The sequence below is a fragment of the Streptomyces sp. NPDC047028 genome (assembly GCF_040644095.1).
Classification (GTDB): domain Bacteria; phylum Actinomycetota; class Actinomycetes; order Streptomycetales; family Streptomycetaceae; genus Streptomyces.
In genome coordinates this window covers 228578-249331 of record NZ_JBEYVS010000001.1, presented here as the reverse complement: position 1 = coordinate 249331, position 20754 = coordinate 228578, and the positions used below count along the sequence as shown (strand labels likewise).

22 protein-coding genes and 1 tRNA gene are annotated in these 20754 nt (G+C 72.0%); 5 read left to right on the top strand and 18 right to left on the bottom strand.

Features of this window, described 5'->3' with window-relative positions:
- Positions 1-82: 82 nt before the first annotated feature.
- The 5 genes from ABZ854_RS01260 to tsaB all read right to left on the bottom strand — a co-directional run bounded on the left by ABZ854_RS01260 (position 83) and on the right by tsaB (position 2785).
- Positions 83-155: transfer RNA gene (locus ABZ854_RS01260), tRNA-Arg, on the bottom strand.
- Positions 156-227: 72 nt separating this feature from the next.
- Positions 228-494 (bottom strand): hypothetical protein, encoded by a 267-nt coding sequence (locus tag ABZ854_RS01255; protein WP_361202405.1) that lies wholly within the window; start codon positions 492-494, stop codon positions 228-230.
- Positions 491-1588 (bottom strand): tRNA (adenosine(37)-N6)-threonylcarbamoyltransferase complex transferase subunit TsaD, encoded by a 1098-nt coding sequence (tsaD, locus tag ABZ854_RS01250; RefSeq protein ID WP_361202403.1) that lies wholly within the window; start codon positions 1586-1588, stop codon positions 491-493. Before tsaD ends, ABZ854_RS01255 begins: the two co-directional genes overlap by 4 nt.
- Entirely contained in the window at positions 1581-2108 is a 528-nt protein-coding gene (gene rimI, locus ABZ854_RS01245) for a ribosomal protein S18-alanine N-acetyltransferase (RefSeq protein WP_361202783.1), read from the bottom strand. The genes tsaD and rimI overlap by 8 nt, the downstream gene beginning before the upstream one ends.
- A 20-nt stretch (positions 2109-2128) precedes the next feature.
- The gene (gene tsaB / locus ABZ854_RS01240) at positions 2129-2785 is read right to left on the bottom strand and encodes a tRNA (adenosine(37)-N6)-threonylcarbamoyltransferase complex dimerization subunit type 1 TsaB (protein WP_361202401.1); all 657 of its coding nucleotides are present in this window, start codon (positions 2783-2785) and stop codon (positions 2129-2131) included.
- A gap of 134 nt (positions 2786-2919) precedes the next feature.
- Here tsaB and ABZ854_RS01235 point away from each other — a divergent pair, with 134 nt between their 5' ends.
- Positions 2920-3483 carry a hypothetical protein gene (locus tag ABZ854_RS01235; RefSeq protein WP_361202399.1) on the top strand — a complete coding sequence of 188 codons (564 nt, stop codon included), beginning with the start codon at positions 2920-2922 and terminating at the stop codon, positions 3481-3483.
- 315 nt (positions 3484-3798) lie between these two features.
- Here ABZ854_RS01235 and tsaE read toward each other — a convergent pair whose 3' ends face one another.
- From tsaE to ABZ854_RS01200, 7 genes are all read right to left on the bottom strand, one after another.
- Positions 3799-4311 (bottom strand): tRNA (adenosine(37)-N6)-threonylcarbamoyltransferase complex ATPase subunit type 1 TsaE, encoded by a 513-nt coding sequence (gene tsaE / locus ABZ854_RS01230; protein WP_361202397.1) that lies wholly within the window; start codon positions 4309-4311, stop codon positions 3799-3801.
- Positions 4277-5536, bottom strand: a complete 1260-nt coding sequence (locus ABZ854_RS01225) for an alpha/beta hydrolase (protein WP_361202395.1) — start codon at positions 5534-5536, stop codon at positions 4277-4279. The genes tsaE and ABZ854_RS01225 overlap by 35 nt, the downstream gene beginning before the upstream one ends.
- 174 nt (positions 5537-5710) lie before the next feature.
- Positions 5711-6886 carry an alanine racemase gene (alr, locus tag ABZ854_RS01220; protein ID WP_361202393.1) on the bottom strand — a complete coding sequence of 392 codons (1176 nt, stop codon included), beginning with the start codon at positions 6884-6886 and terminating at the stop codon, positions 5711-5713.
- Between the two features lie 246 nt (positions 6887-7132).
- A complete protein-coding gene (locus tag ABZ854_RS01215) occupies positions 7133-8566 on the bottom strand; it encodes an NAD(P)H-hydrate dehydratase (RefSeq protein WP_361202391.1) in 1434 nt (477 codons plus the stop codon).
- Positions 8567-8631: 65 nt separating this feature from the next.
- Positions 8632-9003 (bottom strand): holo-ACP synthase, encoded by a 372-nt coding sequence (locus ABZ854_RS01210; protein WP_361202389.1) that lies wholly within the window; start codon positions 9001-9003, stop codon positions 8632-8634.
- 41 nt (positions 9004-9044) lie between these two features.
- Positions 9045-10034, bottom strand: a complete 990-nt coding sequence (locus tag ABZ854_RS01205; protein WP_361202387.1) for a hypothetical protein — start codon at positions 10032-10034, stop codon at positions 9045-9047.
- A 100-nt stretch (positions 10035-10134) separates the two neighbouring features.
- The gene (locus tag ABZ854_RS01200) at positions 10135-10923 is read right to left on the bottom strand and encodes an amidohydrolase family protein (protein ID WP_361202385.1); all 789 of its coding nucleotides are present in this window, start codon (positions 10921-10923) and stop codon (positions 10135-10137) included.
- 102 nt (positions 10924-11025) lie between these two features.
- Between ABZ854_RS01200 and ABZ854_RS01195 the strand changes: the two genes are divergently transcribed.
- Positions 11026-11496 (top strand): MerR family transcriptional regulator, encoded by a 471-nt coding sequence (locus tag ABZ854_RS01195; protein WP_361202383.1) that lies wholly within the window; start codon positions 11026-11028, stop codon positions 11494-11496.
- 19 nt (positions 11497-11515) lie between these two features.
- On the opposite strand, the gene glmS is transcribed toward ABZ854_RS01195, so the two are convergent.
- Complete coding sequence (glmS, locus tag ABZ854_RS01190; RefSeq protein ID WP_361202381.1) at positions 11516-13363, bottom strand: glutamine--fructose-6-phosphate transaminase (isomerizing); 1848 nt, start codon at positions 13361-13363, stop codon at positions 11516-11518.
- Positions 13364-13552: 189 nt separating this feature from the next.
- Here glmS and coaA point away from each other — a divergent pair, with 189 nt between their 5' ends.
- Both coaA and ABZ854_RS01180 read left to right on the top strand, forming a co-directional pair.
- Complete coding sequence (gene coaA / locus ABZ854_RS01185; RefSeq protein ID WP_361202780.1) at positions 13553-14521, top strand: type I pantothenate kinase; 969 nt, start codon at positions 13553-13555, stop codon at positions 14519-14521.
- A gap of 22 nt (positions 14522-14543) precedes the next feature.
- A complete protein-coding gene (locus ABZ854_RS01180; protein ID WP_361202379.1) occupies positions 14544-15476 on the top strand; it encodes a DUF389 domain-containing protein in 933 nt (310 codons plus the stop codon).
- Between the two features lie 89 nt (positions 15477-15565).
- Here the strand turns inward: ABZ854_RS01180 and glmM are convergent, their stop codons facing one another.
- From glmM to rplM, 3 genes are all read right to left on the bottom strand, one after another.
- On the bottom strand, positions 15566-16924 hold the full coding sequence (gene glmM, locus ABZ854_RS01175) for a phosphoglucosamine mutase (protein WP_361202378.1): 1359 nt from the start codon (positions 16922-16924) through the stop codon (positions 15566-15568).
- A 154-nt stretch (positions 16925-17078) separates the two neighbouring features.
- Positions 17079-17591, bottom strand: coding sequence for a 30S ribosomal protein S9 (gene rpsI, locus ABZ854_RS01170; protein WP_129307380.1), 513 nt, complete (start codon positions 17589-17591; stop codon positions 17079-17081).
- A 42-nt stretch (positions 17592-17633) separates the two neighbouring features.
- Positions 17634-18077 (bottom strand): 50S ribosomal protein L13, encoded by a 444-nt coding sequence (gene rplM, locus ABZ854_RS01165; protein ID WP_137303147.1) that lies wholly within the window; start codon positions 18075-18077, stop codon positions 17634-17636.
- Between the two features lie 343 nt (positions 18078-18420).
- Here rplM and ABZ854_RS01160 point away from each other — a divergent pair, with 343 nt between their 5' ends.
- Positions 18421-19299: a hypothetical protein gene (locus ABZ854_RS01160; RefSeq protein WP_361202375.1), complete on the top strand. Its 879-nt coding sequence runs from the start codon at positions 18421-18423 to the stop codon at positions 19297-19299.
- Between the two features lie 3 nt (positions 19300-19302).
- On the opposite strand, the gene truA is transcribed toward ABZ854_RS01160, so the two are convergent.
- Both truA and rplQ read right to left on the bottom strand, forming a co-directional pair.
- Entirely contained in the window at positions 19303-20157 is an 855-nt protein-coding gene (gene truA / locus ABZ854_RS01155) for a tRNA pseudouridine(38-40) synthase TruA (RefSeq protein ID WP_361202373.1), read from the bottom strand.
- Between the two features lie 74 nt (positions 20158-20231).
- Complete coding sequence (gene rplQ / locus ABZ854_RS01150) at positions 20232-20705, bottom strand: 50S ribosomal protein L17 (RefSeq protein WP_361202371.1); 474 nt, start codon at positions 20703-20705, stop codon at positions 20232-20234.
- Positions 20706-20754: the final 49 nt, after the last annotated feature.

Below are 20754 nucleotides of genomic sequence, written 5' to 3'. Positions count from 1 at the left end.
TGTGAAGACTGTTAGCGTCGTCGTCCGGCCTGGGCCGCTAAGCGAAAACCCCGCCCCCGGGCGACCGGGGACGGGGTTTCGATGGAGCGCCGGGCAGGCCTTGCACCTGCATCTCCCCGCAGGAAGCGGGACGTCTTTCCTTGGACCACCAACGCACTGTGTCCGGACCGGAGTTCCAGCCGTTCACGTGGGATGATCATAGCCTGACCGGGCGGTCCGGCGCCAGTTCAGCCCGCCGGCTCGCCCTCCACCGCCTCGAACCGCCACCGGTGCACCGCCCTGGTCACCAACTCACCCACAGGTTCGGGAAGTTCGGGCAGCTGGGCGTCGTAGGGCGCGTCCCACCACGTGATGACGAGCACCCGGTCCTGCGGGGCGCGGAAGGTCTCCCGGCGCGGCGGTTCGGGCACGAGCGGCTGCCGCCGTACCCAGGCGAGCAGGTCCGCGCCCCGGCCCTCGGCGGCCCGCGCCTCCCACATCAGGGCGACGGTCACGAGTACAGGTTCTCCTTGCTGACCTCGTGCACGTGATCGTGATCGTGATCGTGCCCCGGCACGTGCGGGTCGGTCACCGGCAGGGAGGAGTCGGCGGACAGGTCCCAGCTGGAGGCGGCCCGGTTCCGGGCGACCATCTCGGCGCCCAGCGCGGCGACCATCGCGCCGTTGTCCGTGCACAGCTTGGGACGGGGCACGCGCAGCCGGATCCCGGCGCCCTCGCAGCGCTCCTGGGCGAGTGCGCGCAGCCGGGAGTTGGCGGCCACGCCGCCGCCGATCATCAGGTGGTCGACGCCCTGGTCCTTGCAGGCCCGGACGGCCTTGCGGGTCAGCACGTCGACCACGGCCTCCTGGAAGGAGGCGGCCACGTCCCGGACCGGGACCTCCTCGCCGGCCGCCCGCTTGGCCTCGATCCAGCGGGCCACGGCCGTCTTCAGACCGGAGAAGGAGAAGTCGTACACCGCGTCGCGCGGGCCGGTCAGGCCGCGCGGGAAGGCGATCGCCCCGGGGTCGCCCTCACGGGCATACCGGTCGATGACCGGGCCGCCGGGGAAGCCCAGGTTCAGGACGCGGGCGACCTTGTCGAAGGCCTCGCCGGCCGCGTCGTCGATGGTCGCTCCCAGCGGACGTACGTCGGAGGTGATGTCCGTGGACAGCAGCAGCGAGGAGTGGCCGCCGGACACCAGCAGGGCCATCGTCGGCTCGGGCAGCGCGCCGTGCTCCAGCTGGTCCACGCAGATGTGGGAGGCGAGGTGGTTGACGCCGTAGAGGGGCTTGCCGAGGGCGTAGGCGTACGCCTTGGCCGCCGAGACGCCGACGAGCAGGGCACCCGCGAGTCCGGGGCCCGCGGTGACGGCGATGCCGTCGAGGTCCCGCGCGGTCACGCCCGCCTCCCGCAGGGCGCGGTCGATGGTGGGGACCATCGCCTCCAGGTGCGCCCGCGACGCCACCTCCGGTACGACACCGCCGAAACGGGCGTGCTCGTCGACGCTGGAGGCGACGGCGTCCGCGAGCAGGGTGGTGCCGCGGACGATGCCGACGCCGGTCTCGTCGCAGGAGGTCTCGATGCCGAGGACGAGAGGTTCGTCAGCCATTGATCTCGGTTCCTTGCACTGAAGAGGAGGGGTCGGTCAGCCGCATCACCAGGGCGTCCACGTTCCCCGGCTGGTAGTAGCCGCGTCTGAACCCGATCGGGGCGAAGCCGAAGCGTTCGTAGAGCTTCTGGGCGCGCACGTTGTCGACCCGGCATTCGAGCATCACCTCGGCGCACTCGAAGTCGGTCGCCGCGCGCAGCAGCTCGGTGAGGAGCCGGCCGCCGAGGCCGGTGCCCTGCTGGTCGCGGGCCACGGCGATGGTCTGCACGTCGCCCAGCTCACCGGAGGCGGCGAGCCCGGCGTACCCGACGATCCGGCCGCCGTCACCCGCGCCGTCGCCCGTCGTACCGCCCTCTTCGACCTCCGCGGCCTCCGCGGCCTCCGCGACCAGGTAGCGCCGGGTGGCCTCGGGGCCCCGGGCGTGGGCCAGCTCGGACCAGAACATGCCCCGCGACCAGGCGTCCTCGGGAAAGAGGTCCTTCTCCAGCTCCAGTACGCGGTCGATGTCCCACCAGCGCATCTCGCGCAGTCGAGGTCCCGTCACTTGGGGGTGACCACCTTGTAGTTCTTGGGAACCTGGGCGTCGGGGCGGCGCAGGTACAGCGGGCGTGGGGCCGGGAGTTCCTCGCCGGCCGCCAGCCGCTCCGCGGCCAGCGAGGCCAGGGCGGCGGCGGACACGTGCTCGGGTTCGTGGGCGCTCGGGAACGTGTCCGGGTAGAGCAGCGCGCCGGCGCCGACGGCGGGGAGCCCGGCGACCCGCTCGGCGATGTCCGCCGGGCGGTCCACGGCCGGCTCGGTCAGCCGGGTGCGCGAGTCGGCGTACGTCGCCCAGTAGACCTCCTTGCGCCGGGCGTCGGTCGCCACGACGAAGGGGCCCTTCTCGATGTCGGCGGCGTAGGCGAGGGCGTCGAGCGTGCACACACCGTGCACGGGGACGCCGAGCGCCAGGCCGAAGGTGTCGGCGGTCATCAGGCCGACGCGCAGACCCGTGTAGGGGCCGGGTCCGGTCCCCACGGCGATCCCGGTGACGGCGTCCAGCCTCAGCCCGGCCTCGGCGAGCACACGGTCGACGGCCGGCAGCAGCAGCTCTCCGTGCCGGCGCGCGTCCACCTGGCTCGACGAGGCGATGACGTGCGTGCCGTCGTGCAGCGCGACGGTCACGGCGGGGGTGGCGGTATCCAGAGCGAGCAAGAGCACGCGAACAGCCTACGGCGCCCGCGCCTCCCGCATGGCCGCCCGGGCGGGACGGTCACGCACTGCTACGGTCAGTACGAAGTACGTAATAAGTGCGTACGAAGTGCGATATGTGACGCGAGCAGAGGTGGACGCACGTGGCAGGGACCAGCTCGGCGATCGTGGCCGGCCTCACCGCGGCGGCCGTCGGAGCCGTCGGCTTCCTCGCCTACCAGGCGCACACGACCGTACCGGCGGGCCTGGCGGGCCGCCCTGGGCCGAGCGCGTCGCACGCGGCGGCGGCGAGCAAGGCGCCGCGGGACCCGCACGACCCGACGGCCCTGCCCAGGGCCTCCGGTACGGGTGAACGGGTCGTGTACTCGGTGGACGACGACCGGGTCTGGCTGGTCGGCACGGGAAACCGGGTGCGGCGGACGTTCGCCGTCAACCCCGGGAGCGTGGATCCGCCGCCGGGGCTGTACTGGGTGACGTCCCGGTCGAACGAGGTCACCGGGACGGACGGCGCGCCCGTCGAGCATGTCGTGCGGTTCACCAGCGTCGACGGGGTGGCGATCGGCTTCAGCGCGGCGGTGGGCCGGAGCAACGCGGTGGCGATGGGCGCTGAACCGGTGAAGACGGGGGGCATCCGCGAGGAGCGGGCGGACGGCAACGCGATGTGGGACTTCGCGACGATCGGGGTGCGGGTGAATGTGATCCGGTGAGGACGGTCCTGCGTACTTTCCGACAAGCCGTCGGGAAGATATTGCGCCGGGCCGACCGGGCGTGATGACATGGTGGGCAGCCCGAAGTTAGGTCTACCTAACTCGCCGCCCCCACTCAGGAGGCGCCATGCCCGCACCTCGCCCACAGCAGCACTCCGGCGTTCCCATGCGTGACCTGCTGGCCTCCTGCGCGGCAGCGAGGGCGATCTCCAGCCCACCGGCGGGATCGACGACGCGCCCCGAAGGGGCGCGGGGAACGGCGCGATCAGCCACAGCGCACCCGCAGGCGCACACCGGTCTCCCGGACTGAAGTGCTCAGGCGCCCAGTACGTCCAGGCCGGCGTCGGTCCAGCGCTCGCCCACACCCGTGAGGGTGACGTGCCGTACCTCGTCGGTCGTGTCGCCGACGGCGCGGTGGATGACCACCTGGAGCCGTTCCTCGGTCAGCTCCTCCACCTTCCCCTCGCCCCACTCCACGACGATCACGGAGTCGGGCAGGGAGACGTCGAGGTCGAGGTCCTCCATCTCGTCCAGGCCGCCGGAGAGCCGGTAGGCGTCGACGTGGACGAGCGGCGGGCCGTCACCGAGGGACGGGTGCACCCGGGCGATCACGAAGGTCGGCGACGTGACCGCGCCCCGCACCCCGAGCCCCTCGCCCAGTCCGCGGGTGAGCGTCGTCTTTCCCGCGCCCAGCTCCCCGGAGAGCATCACCAGGTCGCCCGCGCGCAGCAGCTTGGCCAGGTCGCGGCCCAGCTCCCGCATCTGCTCGGGAGAGGTGATCGTCAGCCGGGTCTCAGCGGGGTCCTGCGGTGCTGCTGGTCGTTCCATAGCCCATAACGGTAGCCCCTGCGGGCACGGCACCCGCACGGGTGAGCAGGTCGGCGAGCCGGTCGGTGACCACTTCCGGGTGCTCCAGCATCACCAGGTGCCCGGCGTCCGGCACGAGGACCAGTTCGGCGTCGGGCAGCAGGTCGGCGACGGCCTCGCTGTGCTCGCTCGGTGTGACCAGGTCCCGCACGCCGGCCAGCACCAGCACCGGCATCTCCCGGAAGAGGGCGAGCGCCTCGGTCTTGTCGTGGTCGGTGAAGGCCGGGTAGAACTCGGCGACCACGTCGATCGGTGTGGACTCGATCATCCGCTCGGCGAACCGGGCCACCGCCGGGTCGATGTCCCGTCCGGCGAACGAGTACCGCTTGATGATCCCGGCGAACAGGTCGGCGGTCGCCCGCCGCCCCTTCTCCACCAGTTCCGCCTGCTGTCCGAGCGCCTTCAGCACCCCGGGGAGGATGCGGCGCACCGCGTTGACCCCGGCCATCGGCAGGCCGAAGTTGACCTCGCCGAGCCGCCCGGACGACGTGCCGACGAACGCGGTGGCGACGACGCGGTCCCGGATCAGCTCGGGGTACTGCGCGGCCAGCGCCATGACCGTCATCCCGCCCATGGAGTGTCCGACCAGCACGATCGGGCCGTCCGGTACGGCGGCGTCGAGTACGGCCCTCAGGTCCCGTCCGAGCTGGTCGATGCTGACCGGAACCCCGTCCCGGGTCTGGGCCACGCCCCGCCCGGACCGGCCGTGGCTGCGCTGGTCCCAGTGCACGGTCCGGACGACGCCGCGCAGCGCCGCCCGCTGGAAGTGCCAGGAGTCCTGGGCGAGGCAGTAGCCGTGGCAGAAGACGACGGTCACCGGCGCGGGTGCCTTGCGGCCGAACAGCCGCCTGCGGCGCGGGGAGACGTTCGGTCCCTGATCGGGTTCGACGTCGTCGACCTCGTAGTACAGCTCGGTGCCGTCGTCGGCGTACGCCTTGCCCGAGGTGCCGCGCAGGGTGCCGTACGGGCCGGCCGCGTCCAGGGCCAGCCGGGCCTTCCTGCGCATGCCGCGGCCGACGGTCATCCGCTCGACGGCGACGCCGGCGGCCGCGCCCGCCGCGAGGACGCCTATCGCGGCACCGGCGATACCGGTCGCCTTGCGCCAGCTACCGGCCGCCCCGGCGGCGGAGGCGGCGGCCGCCGAGGCGACGACGTCCGCCACGGCCTCCGCACTGCTCTCGCTCACGTACCGCTCCTCTTCGCCGTATGGCAGTTCGCTGGGTGATGAAAGGGGTGGTGCGGGGGTGGTTCGCCGTAGTCGGTCGGTCCCGTGGGGTTCGTGTTGCCTCGTGGGGTTCGTGTTGCCTCGTGGGGTTCGTGTTGCCTGGTGGTGCCGCCGTAACCGCGTCCGGTCGGGTGGCTACCGGTCTTGTTCCCCGTGGGCCCCGTTCACATAGACGCGGGGAACGCGTGTTCCGATGCGCGTGACGATCTCGTACGCGATCGTGCCGCAGGCCTGCGCCCAATCCTCGGCGGTGGGCTCGCCCCGGTCGCCGGGGCCGAACAGCACCGCCTCCGCCCCCTCGGCGGGCGTGTCACCGCCCAGGTCGACGACGAACTGGTCCATCGCGACCCGCCCGGCGACGGTCCGCCACTTGCCGTCGACCAGCACGGGGCCGGTGCCGGAGGCGTGCCGCGGGATGCCGTCGGCGTAGCCCACCGGCACCAGGCCGAGGGTGGTCTCGCCGGGGGTGACGTAGTGGTGGCCGTAGCTGACGCCGTGGCCGCCCGGCACCCGCTTGACCAGCGCGAGCGAGGCGCTGAGCGTCATCACCGGGCGCAGCCCGAAGTCGGCCGGGGTGCCCAGTTCGGGGCTGGGCGAGACGCCGTAGAGGGCGATGCCGGTGCGGACGAGGTCGAAGTGGGACGCCGGCAGGGTCAGGGTGGCGGGCGAGTTGGCGATGTGCCGGACCTCGGGGCGGACGCCCTGGCCCTCGGCGTGGGCCAGCATCTCCCGGAAGCGGGTGAGCTGGGCGGCGATGGAGGCGTGACCGGGCTCGTCGGCGCAGGCGAAGTGGGACCACAGGCCGGTGATCCGGATGAGCCCCTCGCGCTCGGCGCGCAGGGCCTCGGTGACCAGTTCGGGCCAGTCGGCGGGCTGGCAGCCGTTGCGGCCGAGACCGGTGTCGGCCTTGAGCTGCACGCGCGCGGGGTGTCCGGCCTCCCGGGCGGCCCGGGTGACCTCGCGCAGCGCCCACAGCGCGCTGACGGACACGTCGACGTCCGCCTCGATCGCCTGCCGCCAGGGACCGCCCGGCACCCACAGCCAGCACAGCACGGGCACCGGGATCCCGGCCGCGCGCAGGGCCAGCGCCTCCTCGGGCGTGGCCGTACCGAGCCAGGAGGCGCCCGCCGCGACGGCCTCGCGGGCGCAGCGCAGCGCACCGTGACCGTAGGCGTCGGACTTCACGACGGCCATCAGGGCCGCGCCCGGCGCATGCGCGCGCAGGGCACGCACATTGGCGCGCAGCGCTCCCAGATCGATCTCGGCACGGGCGCGCAGGGTCGCGGTCGGCACAGCTGCAGTCTCACTCATGGCGCCCCCAGTGTCTCAGAGGGCGGCGGGCGCCTCGCCGTCGGCGGGTGCGGGTGCGTTGTGGCTTTTTGCGCAGTTCCCCGCGCCCCTTTGGTCGGTCCACCGCGGCCTCGTTGGAACCGGCCCCGAATCACTCTTGACCAAGCTGCAGATTGCCGAGCCAGGGGCGCGGGGAACTGCGCGAACGGCCACAACGCACCCGCACCCGGCGACGGCGAGGCACCCCGCAGGGCCCCGCAGCGCCCCTCAGGCGCGGACGTCCCGCCACGCCTCCGGGATGCACGCCGCCACGTCGTGCGCCCCCACCGGCCCCCCGCCGGAGGCCAACCGCCCGGCGAGCCCATGCACGTAGGCCCCCACACTCCCCGCGTCCAGCGCGGACAGCCCCGCGGCCAGCAGGGACCCGGCGAGCCCCGACAGCACGTCACCACTGCCCGCCGTCGCCAGCCACCCCGTGCCCGTGGCGTTCACCCGGGCCGGCCGGTCGCCACCCGGGTCGGCGACCAGCGTCGTGGACCCCTTCAGCAGGACCGTCGCCCGGTAGACCGCCGCCAGTTCACGCGCCGCGGCCAGACGCGCCCCCTCGACCTCCTCCCGCGGCACGCCCAGCAGCGCGGCCGCCTCGCCGGCGTGCGGTGTCATCAGGGTCGGTGCCCGACGCCCCCGTACCGCGTCCCGGTCCGCCAGCCGCAGGCCGTCCGCGTCGATGAGCACCGGTACGTCCGTGGCCAGCACCTCCGCCACGGTCGCCGCGTCGTCCCCGGCGCCCGGCCCGACCACCCACGCCTGCACGCGCCCCGCCTTTTCGGGGCCCCGGTCGGACACCAGCGTCTCGGGGAAGCGGGCGATGACCGCGTCCCCGGCCGGACCGACGTACCGCACGGCCCCGGCACCGCCTCGCAGCGCCCCGGAGACGGCGAGCACGGCCGCGCCGGGATAGCGGGCCGACCCGGCGGCGATACCGACGACACCCCGCCGGTACTTGTCGCTCTCCGCCGCCGGAACCGGCAGCAGCCGCGCCACGTCGGCGTGCTGCAGCGCCTCCAGCTCGGGCCGGGCGGGCAGTTCCAGTCCGATGCCGACGAGCCGCACGGACCCGGCGTGGTCCCGCGCGGGGTCGATGAGCAGGCCGGGCTTGTGCGTTCCGAAGGTCACGGTCAGGTCGGCGCGCAGTGCGGCACCGTGCACCTCGCCGGTGTCGGCGTCGACCCCGCTGGGCAGATCGACGGCGACGACACGGGCCGAGGACCGCGCGACGACGGCGGCCAGCGCCTCCGCATCCGGCCGCAGGCCGCCCTTTCCGCCGATCCCGACGATTCCGTCCATGACGAGATCGGCCCGCCCGATGACGTCCTCGGCGCCGCCCGGCGCCACCACGGAGCCGCCGGCGCGCCGCAGCGCCGCGAGTCCTCCGGGGTGGGTGCGCTCGCCGGCCAGCAGTACGGCCGTGACACCGGCACCCCGGCGGGCCAGCCGCGCCCCGGCGTACAGGGCGTCCCCGCCGTTGTCCCCGCTGCCGACCAGCAGCACCACCCTGCTGCCGTACACCCGCCCGAGCAGTTGGGCGCAGGCGGCGGCCAGCCCGGCGGCGGCCCGCTGCATCAGCGCGCCCTCCGGCAGCCCCGCCATCAGCGCCCGCTCGGCCGCCCTTACCGTCTCCACGCTGTACGCAGTACGCATGCGTCCGAGTCTCCCCGAACCTCACGACCGTCACACCGGACCGGACCGCACCGGAGGCGCCCGACTCAGCCTTCGGCGATCACCACGGCCGACGCCACCCCCGCGTCATGGCTGAGCGACACATGCCAGACCCGGACGCCGAGTTCGGCCGCCCGCGCGGCCACGGTGCCCTTCACCCGCAGCCTCGGCTGCCCGCTGTCCTCCACGTACACCTCGGCGTCGGTCCAGTGCAGCCCGCCCGGCGCCCCGAGAGCTTTGGCCAGCGCCTCCTTGGCGGCGAACCGAGCGGCCAGCGACGCGACCCCGCGCCGCTCCCCGCTCGGCAGCAGCAACTCGCTCTCGACGAACAGCCGCTCGGCCAGCCCGGGCGTCCGCTCCATCGACGCCCCGAACCGCTCGATCTCAGCCACATCGATCCCGACCCCGACAACACTCATCCCCGCACCCTACGACCCACCCGCCGCTCCCCCTGCCAGGTTCAGCTCCCTTCGGGGCTCGCCGGGACGTTCGCGTCGTCGCCGAAGAGTTCCTCGGCCGCCGTGGCCGACAACGACCGGTCGAACCAGACCGCGAGGGTGTCGAGGTCGGTGCAGGACGTGACGCGTTCGCGCGCCTCTGCGGAGACGGAGACGCCGCGCTTCTCCAGGACCCGCAGGACGAGCGAAGCCCGGTCCTCGGCCCGGCCCTCGGCGATGCCCTCTTCACGGCCCTCTTCACGGCCCTCTTCGCGGCCCTCGGCGATGCCCTGGGCCTTGCCCTCCAGGTAGGCGGTTTCGCGGACGGTCCCACGGCCGGGGAAGTAGCTGACGAACGACGACATGATTTCCTTCCACTTCTGTCCAGCTGGGGTGTCACCCAGATTGATTTCCATGAAGTCCGTGAAGTACCCGGCGGTTTCCGGGTCCGTGTCCTGGAGTTCCTGAAGGGCTGTGTGGATTGCCTCCAGTATGGCGCCGCCCTCGGGACTTCGGGCGTGTGCCAGCGCCGAGAGAACGGCCAGGGCGAGGTTCTTGGCGATGGTCCTGACGTCGGTGAACACCGGCAGGTTGTCCGGTCCGGCCACCATCGGGTAGGTCCGCAGAGCCGTCCAGCCGCGCGCCCCGCAGTCGAAGGGGCCGGACGCCCACTTGGCCGTGGCGGCGTCCTGGCAGACCACGAGCAGCAGCACCGGCAGGCGGTACTTCGCCTGGAGGTACGCGACGTAGTACGCCCAACTCGCCTCCTTGCCCGGAACTCTCGTCGACTGCGCTTCGATGGCGAGCAGGAAGTCCTCGCCGTCGGAGGGGCCGATGCGCAGCACGGTGTCGACGCGGCGTTCCAGCGGGCGCGTCTCCGTCACGTCGGTCGTGACGGCGTCCACGGTCGCCTTCGCGGGCAGGGGTACGCCCAGCACGGTGAACACGGGAGTCAGGATCTCTGGGCGCTCCTGGAAGATGCGGTGCATCCCCTCGTGAGCTGATGTGACCATGAGCGCAACTTCGTGGATCAAGGAGCGCCTTGTCCGTCGTTCCGAAATGCGTTCACCCATTCGAGCGACGAAAAAACGATCAATCATTCGCGCGCCCCGTTCACAGAATGCCCAGCAACTGGCCCAGGGTTCCGCCGAGTACCCGGTCGCGGACCTCGCCGGGGCGGGTGACCCGTTCCACGGTGGTGCGGGCGAGGACCGGGTCGCCGTAGGGGGCGTCCGAGCCGAAGAGGGTGCGGTCGGGGATCTCGCGGATGGCCAGTCGTACCGCGAAAACGATGCTCGCCGTGGAGAGTTCCAGGTACATGCTCGGGGTGTCCCGGACCAGTTCGACGGCGTCCATCCAGTTCGCCCCGCCGAGCTGGCTGACGACCAGCGGTACGGCGGGATAGCGGGCGGCGAGGTGGGCCAGGGTGCGCAGGTCGCTCGCGGTGGTGGGGGCGAAGCCGTGGACGACGACGGGCAGCCCGCCGTGGTCCCGCGCCGCGGCGAGCACGGGCTCGATCAGGGCGGCCCGGCCCGCGGGAGGCGTGAGTTCCCCGATGCCGGCCAGCCCCCGCCCCACCACCTCGCGTTCGACCAGCGCCGCGATGTCCTCCGCCGGCAGGTCCAGCGGGACGGAGCCGAATCCGATGAACCGGTCCGGATGCGCCGCCAGGGTCTCGTGCAGCTCCCGCCAGGCGTCGCGGTGGCCCTCGACGCCGTTCCCGCGACCGGACAGGGCAGCGTCGAGGACGCTCATCTCGCGCCGCAGGGAAGCCAGATCGACGGCCCGCTCCGGGTGCGGCCGGGTGCCGAAGAGCACCGCGCGGTCCACCCCCGCGTCGTCCAGGGCGGCGAGGTGGCCTTCCACCGGGTCGTGGACATGACTGTGAGCATCGATGATCACCGGTTCCTCCAAGGGCGAGCGGGGCCGCCGGAATGCGGCGGGCGTGGCCACTGTTGCTCCTTGACACCGTTGGAAGGTCAAGTGCCAGAGGAGAGACGCCCGGTGCTCATCGGAGAACTGGCCCGGCGGACCGGGACCGGCGAACGCCTCCTGCGCCACTACGAACGCGCCGGCCTGCTCCGGCCGGAGCGCCGGCCCAACGGGTACCGGAGCTACGACGACACCGCCCCCGGGACGGTGCTGCGCATCCGCGCCCTGCTCGCGGCGGGTCTGCCCACCCGCGTCATCCGGCAGGTCCTCCCCTGCACCGGTGCCGACGCCGGCGTCCGGCCCTGCCCGGGCGTGCTGGACGCCCTGCGCGCCCAGCTGCGCGCCCTCGACCGGCGCTCGGCCGAGATCGCCGCGGCCCGGGACGTCCTGCGCCGGACCATCACGACCGCGGAGGCCGCCACTGCCGGAGCCGCGACGGCCGGCTCCGACGACACCGTCGCAGGGTCCGCGAAGGCCGTGACGACCGCCGCGGAAACCCCCGCGGCGTCCGCCGGGCCCGTCACGCCTCCCCCGCCCCGCTGACCGGGGCGGAGACAGGCCCCTACTCCACCGTCACCGACTTCGCCAGGTTGCGGGGCTGGTCGACCTCGTTGCCGCGGGCCGTGGCCAGTTCGCAGGCGAAGACCTGGAGGGGGACCGTGGCCACGAGGGGCTGGAGGAGGGTGGGGGTGGCGGGGATGCGGATGAGGTGGTCGGCGTAGGGGACGACCGCCTCGTCGCCCTCCTCCGCGACGACGATCGTCCGCGCACCCCGCGCCCGGATCTCCTGGATGTTGGAGACGATCTTGTCGTGCAGGACGGAGCGGCCGCGCGGGGAGGGGACGACGACGACCACCGGCAGGTCCTCCTCGATCAGGGCGATCGGGCCGTGCTTCAGCTCGCCCGCCGCGAAGCCCTCGGCGTGCATGTAGGCCAGCTCCTTGAGCTTGAGCGCGCCTTCCAGGGCGACCGGATAGCCCACGTGCCTGCCGAGGAACAGCACCGTGTTCTTCGCCGCCAGCGTGCGCGCCAGAGCCCGGACCGGCTCCATCGTCTCCAGGACCCGCTCGACCTCGACGGAGATCCGGGACAGGTCGCGGACGACGGCGCGGATCTCGTCGCCCCACTTGGTCCCGCGCACCTGGCCCAGGTAGAGGGCGACCAGATAGCACGCCACCAGCTGCGTCAGGAACGCCTTCGTCGAGGCGACCGCCACCTCCGGGCCGGCGTGCGTGTACAGCACCGCGTCCGACTCGCGCGGGATCGTCGAGCCGTTGGTGTTGCAGATCGCCAGCACCTTCGAGCCCTGCTCGCGGGCGTGCCGGAGCGCCATCAGGGTGTCCATCGTCTCCCCGGACTGGGAGATGGCGATCACCAGGGAGCGCGGGCCCAGGATGGGGTCCCGGTAGCGGAACTCGCTCGCCAGCTCCACCTCGCACGGGATACGCGTCCAGTGCTCGATGGCGTACTTGGCGATGAGCCCCGCGTGGAACGCCGTACCGCACGCCACGATGACGACCTTGTCCACCTCGCGCAGCTCGGCCGCGCCGATGCGGAGTTCGTCCAGGCTCAGCGAACCGGAGGCGTCGATCCGGCCCAGCAGCGTATCGGCGACCGCCTTGGGCTGCTCGGCGATCTCCTTGAGCATGAAGTAGTCATAGCCCCCCTTTTCCGCGGCCGACGCGTCCCAGTCGACGTGGTACGAACGGACCTCCGCGGGACGGCCGTCGAAGCCCGTCACCGTCACGCCGTCCCGGCGCAGCTCCACCACCTGGTCCTGGCCCAGCTCGATCGCCGACCGCGTGTGGGCGATGAACGCGGCGACGTCCGAGGCGAGAAAGGCCTCACCCTCTCCAACGCCCACCACCAGCGGCGAGTTCCGCCGCGCGCCCACGACCACGTCCGGCTCGTCCGCGTGCACCGCGACCAGCGTGAACGCCCCCTCCAGCCGCCGGCACACCAGCCGCATCGCCTCGGCGAGGTCCGCGCACGAGGAGAACTCCTCGGCCAGCAGGTGCGCCACGACCTCGGTGTCCGTCTCGGACGCCAGCTCGTGCCCGCGCTCGGCCAGCTCCGCGCGCAGCGCCGCGAAGTTCTCGATGATCCCGTTGTGGACGACGGCGACCCGGCCGGCGTTGTCCAGGTGCGGGTGCGCGTTCGCGTCGGTCGGCCCGCCGTGGGTGGCCCAGCGGGTGTGCCCGATGCCCGTCGAGCCGGCCGGCAGCGGCCGGTCGACCAGCTCCTTCTCCAGGTTGACCAGCTTCCCGGCCCGCTTCGCCGCGGCCAGGCCGCCGTCCGCCGGCACGGCGACGCCCGCCGAGTCGTACCCCCGGTACTCCAGCCGCTTCAGTCCGGCCATCACGACGTCGAGGGCCGACTGCGATCCCACGTATCCCACGATTCCGCACATGAGCGGCAGCCTACGGTCCACGCACCGCCGGAAACGGGCGAAGCGTGCCCGGATTCGGAAATTCTTACCGCCTCTTCGCCACCCCTGCTCCCCCCTTTCCTCACCCCACCCGGCCCAGCGTGACCGAGCCCACCCGCCACGCGGCGCGAACTCCGTTAACAATGGACTGTGATCTCTCCGGTCCCCTCGATGCCCCGGAGCGCCCACCGGTCCCGGCCGGAGGCGACTCCCTACGTCGACCTCACCCGCGCCGAGTGGAGCGCGCTGCGTGACAAGACGCCCCTGCCGCTCACCGCCGAGGAGGTCGAGCGGCTGCGCGGACTCGGTGACGTCATCGACCTCGACGAGGTGCGGGACATCTACCTCCCGCTGTCCCGGCTGCTCAACCTGTACGTCGGCGCCACCGACGGCCTGCGCGGCGCGCTGAACACCTTCCTCGGCGAGCAGGGCACCCAGTCCGGCACCCCGTTCGTCATAGGGGTGGCCGGCTCCGTCGCCGTGGGAAAGTCGACCGTCGCCCGGCTGCTCCAGGCCCTGCTCTCCCGCTGGCCGGAGCACCCGCGCGTGGAGCGCGTGACGACCGACGGCTTCCTGCTGCCCACCCGGGAACTCCAGGCGCGCGGGCTGATGTCCAGGAAGGGCTTCCCCGAGTCCTACGACCGCCGGGCGCTGACCCGGTTCGTCGCCGACATCAAGGCCGGCAAGGCCGAGGTCACCGCCCCCGTCTACTCCCACCTGCGCTACGACATCGACCCCGACCAGCGGCTCACGGTACGCCGTCCGGACATCCTGATCGTCGAGGGCCTCAACGTCCTGCAGCCCGCCCTGCCCGGTCAGGACGGCCGCACCCGGGTCGGCCTCGCGGACTACTTCGACTTCAGCGTGTACGTCGACGCGAGCGCCGACGACGTCGAGCGCTGGTACCTCAACCGGTTCAAGAAGCTGCGCCAGACCGCCTTCCAGGACCCGTCCTCGTACTTCAGGAAGTGGACCCAGGTCTCCGAGGAGGAGGCCCTGGACTACGCGCGCGCCCAGTGGCGGACGATCAACAAGCCCAACCTCGTCGAGAACATCACCCCCACCCGGGGCCGGGCCACCCTCGTCGTACGCAAGGGCCCGGACCACAAGGTGCAGCGCCTCAGGCTCCGCAAGCTCTAGGAGCCCCTGCTAGAAACTCCCCATGCTGCATCTGCGCCTGATCGCCCCCGCCGACCGCACGGACGACGTGGTCCGTCTGATCGAGAAGACCGTCGGCAGCACCCACCTGGTGGTGCTGCCGGGCGCCGCCCGCGATCCGGCCGGGGACGTCGTGATGTGCGACGTGGCGCGCGAGGCCGGCGACGAACTCATCGCCGGCCTACGGCACCTGGGCCTGGACGAGACCGGCTCGATCTCCGTGGAGGACATCGACCTCTCCCTGTCCCGCCGCGCCGACAGGGCCGAGGCGGAGGCACCGGGCGAGGGCGCGGACGCGGTGCTCTGGGAGCACCTGGCCGAGGCCACCCACGAGGAGTCGACGCTGAACGTCACGTACGTCGCGTTCCTGGCCGTGGCCACCATGCTCGCGGCCTGCGGTGTGATGCTCGACAACGCGATTCTGATCGTCGGCGCGATGGCCGTGGGGCCCGAGTTCGGGCCGCTGGCCGGGATCTCCACGGCTCTGGTGCGGCGTGCACCACAGCGAGTGTGGCGCTCACTGTGGGCGCTGCTCGCCGGTTTCGCCGCCGCGATGGCGCTGACGGCGGGCTTCAGTTGGCTGCTGGACGCGCTGGGGCTGTTTGAGAGGTCGATGGTGGAGGCGGCCCGGCCGAACACCGCGTTCATCTGGAATCCGGACGCGATGTCCTTCGTCGTGGCGTTCCTGGCGGGCATCGCCGGCACGCTGTCCCTCACGTCCGCCAAGTCGGGGGCCCTGATCGGCGTGGCGATCTCCGTGACGACCGTCCCCGCCGCCGCGAACGCCGCCGTAGCCCTCAGCTACGGCGACTACGCGCAGACCTGGGGTTCGACCTGGCAACTCCTCGCCAACCTGGGCGGCATCGTCCTGGCGGGAACCCTCACGTTGCTGGCCCAGAAATACTTCTGGGCCAAACAAAGGGCACGTCTCAACTAGCGCAGGGCCCCCAGGGGCGCGGGGAACTGCGCGACAAGCCACGACGAAACCCGCACCCCGTAACGCACAGTCCCCGGCACTACGAGGCCCTAGCCCAGCGCAGACTTGACCGCGTCAGCCAGCCGCCCCGCCACAGACCGAGCCTGCTCGATATCGGCCGCCTCCACCATCACCCGCACCAACGGCTCGGTCCCGGAGGGCCGCAACAGCACCCGCCCGGTCGCCCCGAGCTCCCGCTCGGCCTCGGACACCGCCGCAGCGAGATCCGCAGACGTCCGCACGCGCGACTTGTCCACGTCCGGAACATTGATCAGCACCTGCGGCAGCCGCTCCATCACCGCCGCCAGCTCCCGCAGCGGCTTCCCGGTCTCCGCGACCCGTGCCGCCAGCAGCAGCCCGGTCAGCGTGCCGTCGCCCGTCGTCGCGTGGTCCAGCACGATCACGTGCCCGGACTGCTCGCCGCCGAGGGCGTAGCCGTGCTCCTTCATCTCCTCCAGCACGTACCGGTCGCCGACGGCGGTCTGCACGAGCTGGATCCCGGCCCGCTCCATCGCGAGCTTGAAGCCCAGGTTGGACATGACGGTCGCGACGACGGTGTCGGCCCGCAGCACGGAGCGCTCCCGCATCGCCAGCGCGAGCACGGCGAGGATCTGGTCGCCGTCGACCTCGGCGCCGGTGTGGTCCACGGCCAGGCAGCGGTCGGCGTCGCCGTCGTGCGCGATGCCGAGGTCGGCGCCGTGCTCGACGACGGCGGCCTTGAGCTTGCCCAGGTGGGTGGAGCCGCAGCCGTCGTTGATGTTGAGGCCGTCCGGCTCCGCGCCGATGGTGACGATCTCGGCGCCGGCCCGGGTGAACGCCTGCGGCGAGACCCCCGAGGCCGCGCCGTGCGCTTCGTCCAGGACGATCTTCAGGCCGTCCAGCCGGTTGGGGAGGACGCCGAGCAGATGGTCGACGTAGCTCGCGAAGCCCTCGTCGTACGACCGGACCCGCCCGACGCCGGCTCCGGTGGGCCGCTCCCAGGGCTCGCCGTGCCGGTGGGACTCGTACACGGCCTCGATACGGTCCTCCAGCTCGTCGGCGAGTTTGTGGCCGCCGCGGGCGAAGAACTTGATGCCGTTGTCCGGCATGGCGTTGTGGCTGGCGGACAGCATCACGCCGAGGTCGGCGCCGAGCGCGCCGGTGAGGTGGGCGACCGCCGGTGTCGGCAGGACGCCGACCCGCAGGACGTCCACGCCCGCGCTCGCCAGCCCGGCGACCATGGCGGCCTCCAGGAACTCCCCGGACGCGCGCGGGTCCCGGCCGACCACGGCCTTCGGCCGGTGGCCCGCGAAGGTGCCCGCCTCCGCCAGCACGTGCGCCGCCGCGACGGAGAGGCCGAGCGCCATCTCGGCCGTCAGGTCCGCGTTCGCGACGCCGCGCACGCCGTCCGTGCCGAAGAGTCGTCCCACTTGTCCTCCTGCAAAGCTGAATGTCACGCGAGCTGAATGTCACGCAAGACTTTGAGCGCCTTGTGTCGTTATACGCCCTGAGCCGGGATAAACGAACGCCCCGGCGGCACACAGGGCGTGCCGCCGGGGCGTTCGGAGTACGAGCAGGCGAGCCTTAGCGCTTGCTGTACTGCGGGGCCTTGCGGGCCTTCTTCAGACCGGCCTTCTTGCGCTCGACCGCACGGTCGTCGCGCTTGAGGAAGCCGGCCTTCTTCAGCGGGCCGCGGTTGTTGTCGACGTCGGCCTCGTTCAGCGCGCGGGCGACACCGAGACGGAGCGCACCGGCCTGACCCGAGACACCGCCACCGGCGATGCGGGCGACGACGTCGTAACGGCCTTCGAGCTCCAGCACCTTGAAGGGCTCGTTGACTTCCTGCTGGTGCACCTTGTTGGGGAAGTAGTCCTCAAGGGTGCGGCCGTTGATCTTCCACTTGCCGGAGCCCGGGATGATCCGGACGCGGGCGATGGCGTTCTTGCGGCGGCCCAGGCCGGCGGCCGGCTGCGGCTCGCCGAAGTGGGAGGCCATGGACTCCGAGGTGTACTCGCCCTCGACGGGGACCTCGGACTCGGTGGTGTAGCTGTCGATGTCAAGCTCTTCGAGCGGCTGCTCGGCAGTGGTCTCGGCCACGATGCTCCTCAGATTCTCTTCAGTCTTAGGGGGTGGCCGGACTTACTGCGCGACCTGGGTGATCTCGAACGGCTGCGGCTGCTGCGCGCCGTGCGGGTGCTGGTCACCCTTGTAGACCTTCAGCTTCGAGAGCATCTGACGGCCCAGGGAGTTCTTCGGGAGCATGCCCTTGACGGCCTTCTCGATGGCCTTCTCCGGGTTCTTGTCCAGCAGCTCGTCGTAGCGGACGGAGCGCAGACCGCCCGGGTAGCCGGAGTGGCGGTACGCCATCTTCTGGGTCCGCTTGTTGCCGGAGAGGTGCACCTTGTCGGCGTTGATGATGATGACGAAGTCACCGGTGTCGACGTGGGGCGCGTAGATCGGCTTGTGCTTGCCGCGGAGAATGGAGGCCGCGGTGGAGGCCAGACGACCCAGGACGACGTCCTGAGCGTCGATGACGTGCCACTGGCGCGTCACATCGCCGGGCTTGGGGCTGTACGTACGCACGGTTCGTAGCCTTCGCTTCGAGTGAATGGTCCTGAACAGGTCACCGAAACGATCACGACAGCCTTGACCGCACCGCGGTGACGCATACCGCGTGCTGGTCGCTGGTCATCGGCCCGGTGGACCGGTGTAAGGGCCCGTCCCGTGAGAATGAGCAAGCCAATACACAACGAAGCAGTAGGCTACCGGGCCGCCCCCGGACGGGTCAAAACGAGACCCTCCGACATGTCCCCCGCATGTCACCGCCGTGTCCCCGGAAAGCCCGGCGACACCCCATCGCCGGACAAAGACGGCATGCCGCCTTACGCGCACCAGCACCCCGCGCCCCCCGTCTAAGATGCGCCCCATGAGTTACGGGCAGGGGGGACCCCAGTCTCAGTGGGATCCCTGGAAACCGAATTCCCAGCAGCAGCCGTGGAACAGCGGCGGCGACGACGGAAGTCCGGACTGGGCCGCCCTCGCGGAGGCCTCGGAGACCCGGAACAAGCGCCGCAAGTGGCTGTTCATCGGCGGCGGCGCGCTGGCCACGATCGCGATCGGCACCGCCGTCGCGATGGCCGTCGTGTCCGCGAACGGCGACGACACCGCCTCCGGCCGGCCCACGAACCTGCCCCCCAGCGCCGCCCTGCCCAGCGGCACGGCCTCGGCGCCGTCCTTCGCGCCCACCAGCGCCCCGCCCCCGCTGGATCCGAAGGACTTCATATCCAGTGTGAAGAAGGACACCGCGCCGCTCGGCCCCGCCACCCTCTTCCCCGGCACCCAGCTGACCATGAACAGCACGGTGTACAAGAAGGGCGCCACGGCCGACACCAAGAACTGCGCCTCGGCCGCCGACGCCACCCTGCCGAAGGTCCTCACCGCCAACGGCTGCACCCGCCTGGTCCGCGCCACGTACACCAAGGGCGACATCGCGGTCACCGTCGGTGTCGCCGTCTTCGACACCGAGGCACAGGCGGCGAAGGCGAAGGCCCGGACCGACGACAAGAGCATCGTGCGCTCCCTCGCCGGCAAGGGCGTCAAGACGTTCTGCGACGGCGCCATCTGCCGCTCGACCCGCAACACCGTCGGCCGCTACGCCTACTTCACGATCGCCGGCTTCACCAACGGCCACAACGTCACCAAGAAGGACACCAAGGTGTTCTCCGCGGGCGACGACCTCCAGGAGTTCACCTTCCGCCAGATCTGGCGCCGCGGCCAGGCCCAGGCGTCGGCGGCGAGCCAGTAGGCCTCAGCAGCACCCCGCCGACGGGAGCGAGCGCTTGTTGCGGGCCTCCTTGTTCCGGGCCGCCAGCAGCTCGTCGGCGGGGTAGCCGACCTCCTCCAGGGTCAGCCCGTGCGGCCGTACGACGTGCACGGCCGAGTCCCGGACCCCCGCGGCCAGCACCTTCCCGGGCCACTCCGGTCCCCGGTGCCCGTCCCCCACGAACAGCAGCGCGCCGATCAGCGACCGCACCATGTTGTGACAGAAGGCGTCGGCACGCACCGTCGCGGTGACGATCCCGTCCTCGCCCCGCACCAGGCTCAGCTCCTGAAGCGTCCGGATCGTCGTCGCGCCCTCGCGCTTCTTGCAGTACGCGGCGAAGTCGTGCTCCCCGAGCAGCGCCCGCGCGGCCTCGTTCATGGCGTCGACGTCCAGCGGCCAGTCGTGCCACAGGACGTGGTTGCGCAGGATGGGGTCGACACCGCCGGGGTTGTCGGTGACCCGGTACGCGTACCGGCGCCACACGGCGGAGAACCGGGCGTTGAACCCGCTCGGCGCCGGCCCGAGGGCCCACACCCGCACATCCCTCGGCAACCGCCCGGCCAGCCGCTTGAGCAGCTTCTGGTGGTGCTCCCGCCACACCGACTCGGGCAGGTCGACGTGCGCCACCTGGCCCCGCGCGTGCACCCCGGCGTCCGTCCGCCCGGCCACGGTCAGCTCATACGTCTCCCGCGACCGCGTCACCGTCCGCAGGGCGTCCTCGATCTCCCCCTGCACGGTCCGCTTCCCCCCGGCCTGCTTGGCCCAGCCATGGAAGTCACTGCCGTCGTACGACACATCGAGTCGAACCCGAACCCACCCGGGCGCTGCTTCATCACTCACGCCTGAATCCTCTCAGGTACAGCAAAGCGGGCCCGCTCCCCCTTGAGGGAAACGGGCCCGCTTCGAAGAACGCCTTACGCGTCCTTGGACTCCTCGGTCGCCTCGGTCGACTCGACCGGGGCCTCCTCGGCCTCCTTGACCGCGCGCTTGGTGGCGGCCTCGGCCTCACCCGTCGCCTGCTGGGCGACCGTCAGCGCCTCGACCAGCTCGATGACGGCCATGGGCGCGTTGTCGCCACGGCGGTTACCGATCTTGGTGATGCGGGTGTAGCCACCGGGACGGTTCTCGTAGCGCGGGCCGATCTCGGTGAAGAGCGTGTGGACGATGCTCTTGTCCGTGATCACCTGGAGCACCTGACGGCGGTTGTGAAGGTCGCCCTTCTTCGCCTTGGTGACCAGACGCTCGGCGTACGGGCGCAGCTTGCGCGCCTTCGCCTCGGTGGTGGTGATACGGCCGTGCTCGAAGAGGCTCTTCGCGAGGTTCGCGAGGAGCAGCTTCTCGTGCGCGGCACTGCCGCCCAGACGGGCACCCTTGGTGGGCTTCGGCATGGTGATTCTCCTAGGTGTCTGCCCCGGCCGTATCAGGTACCGAGGTCAG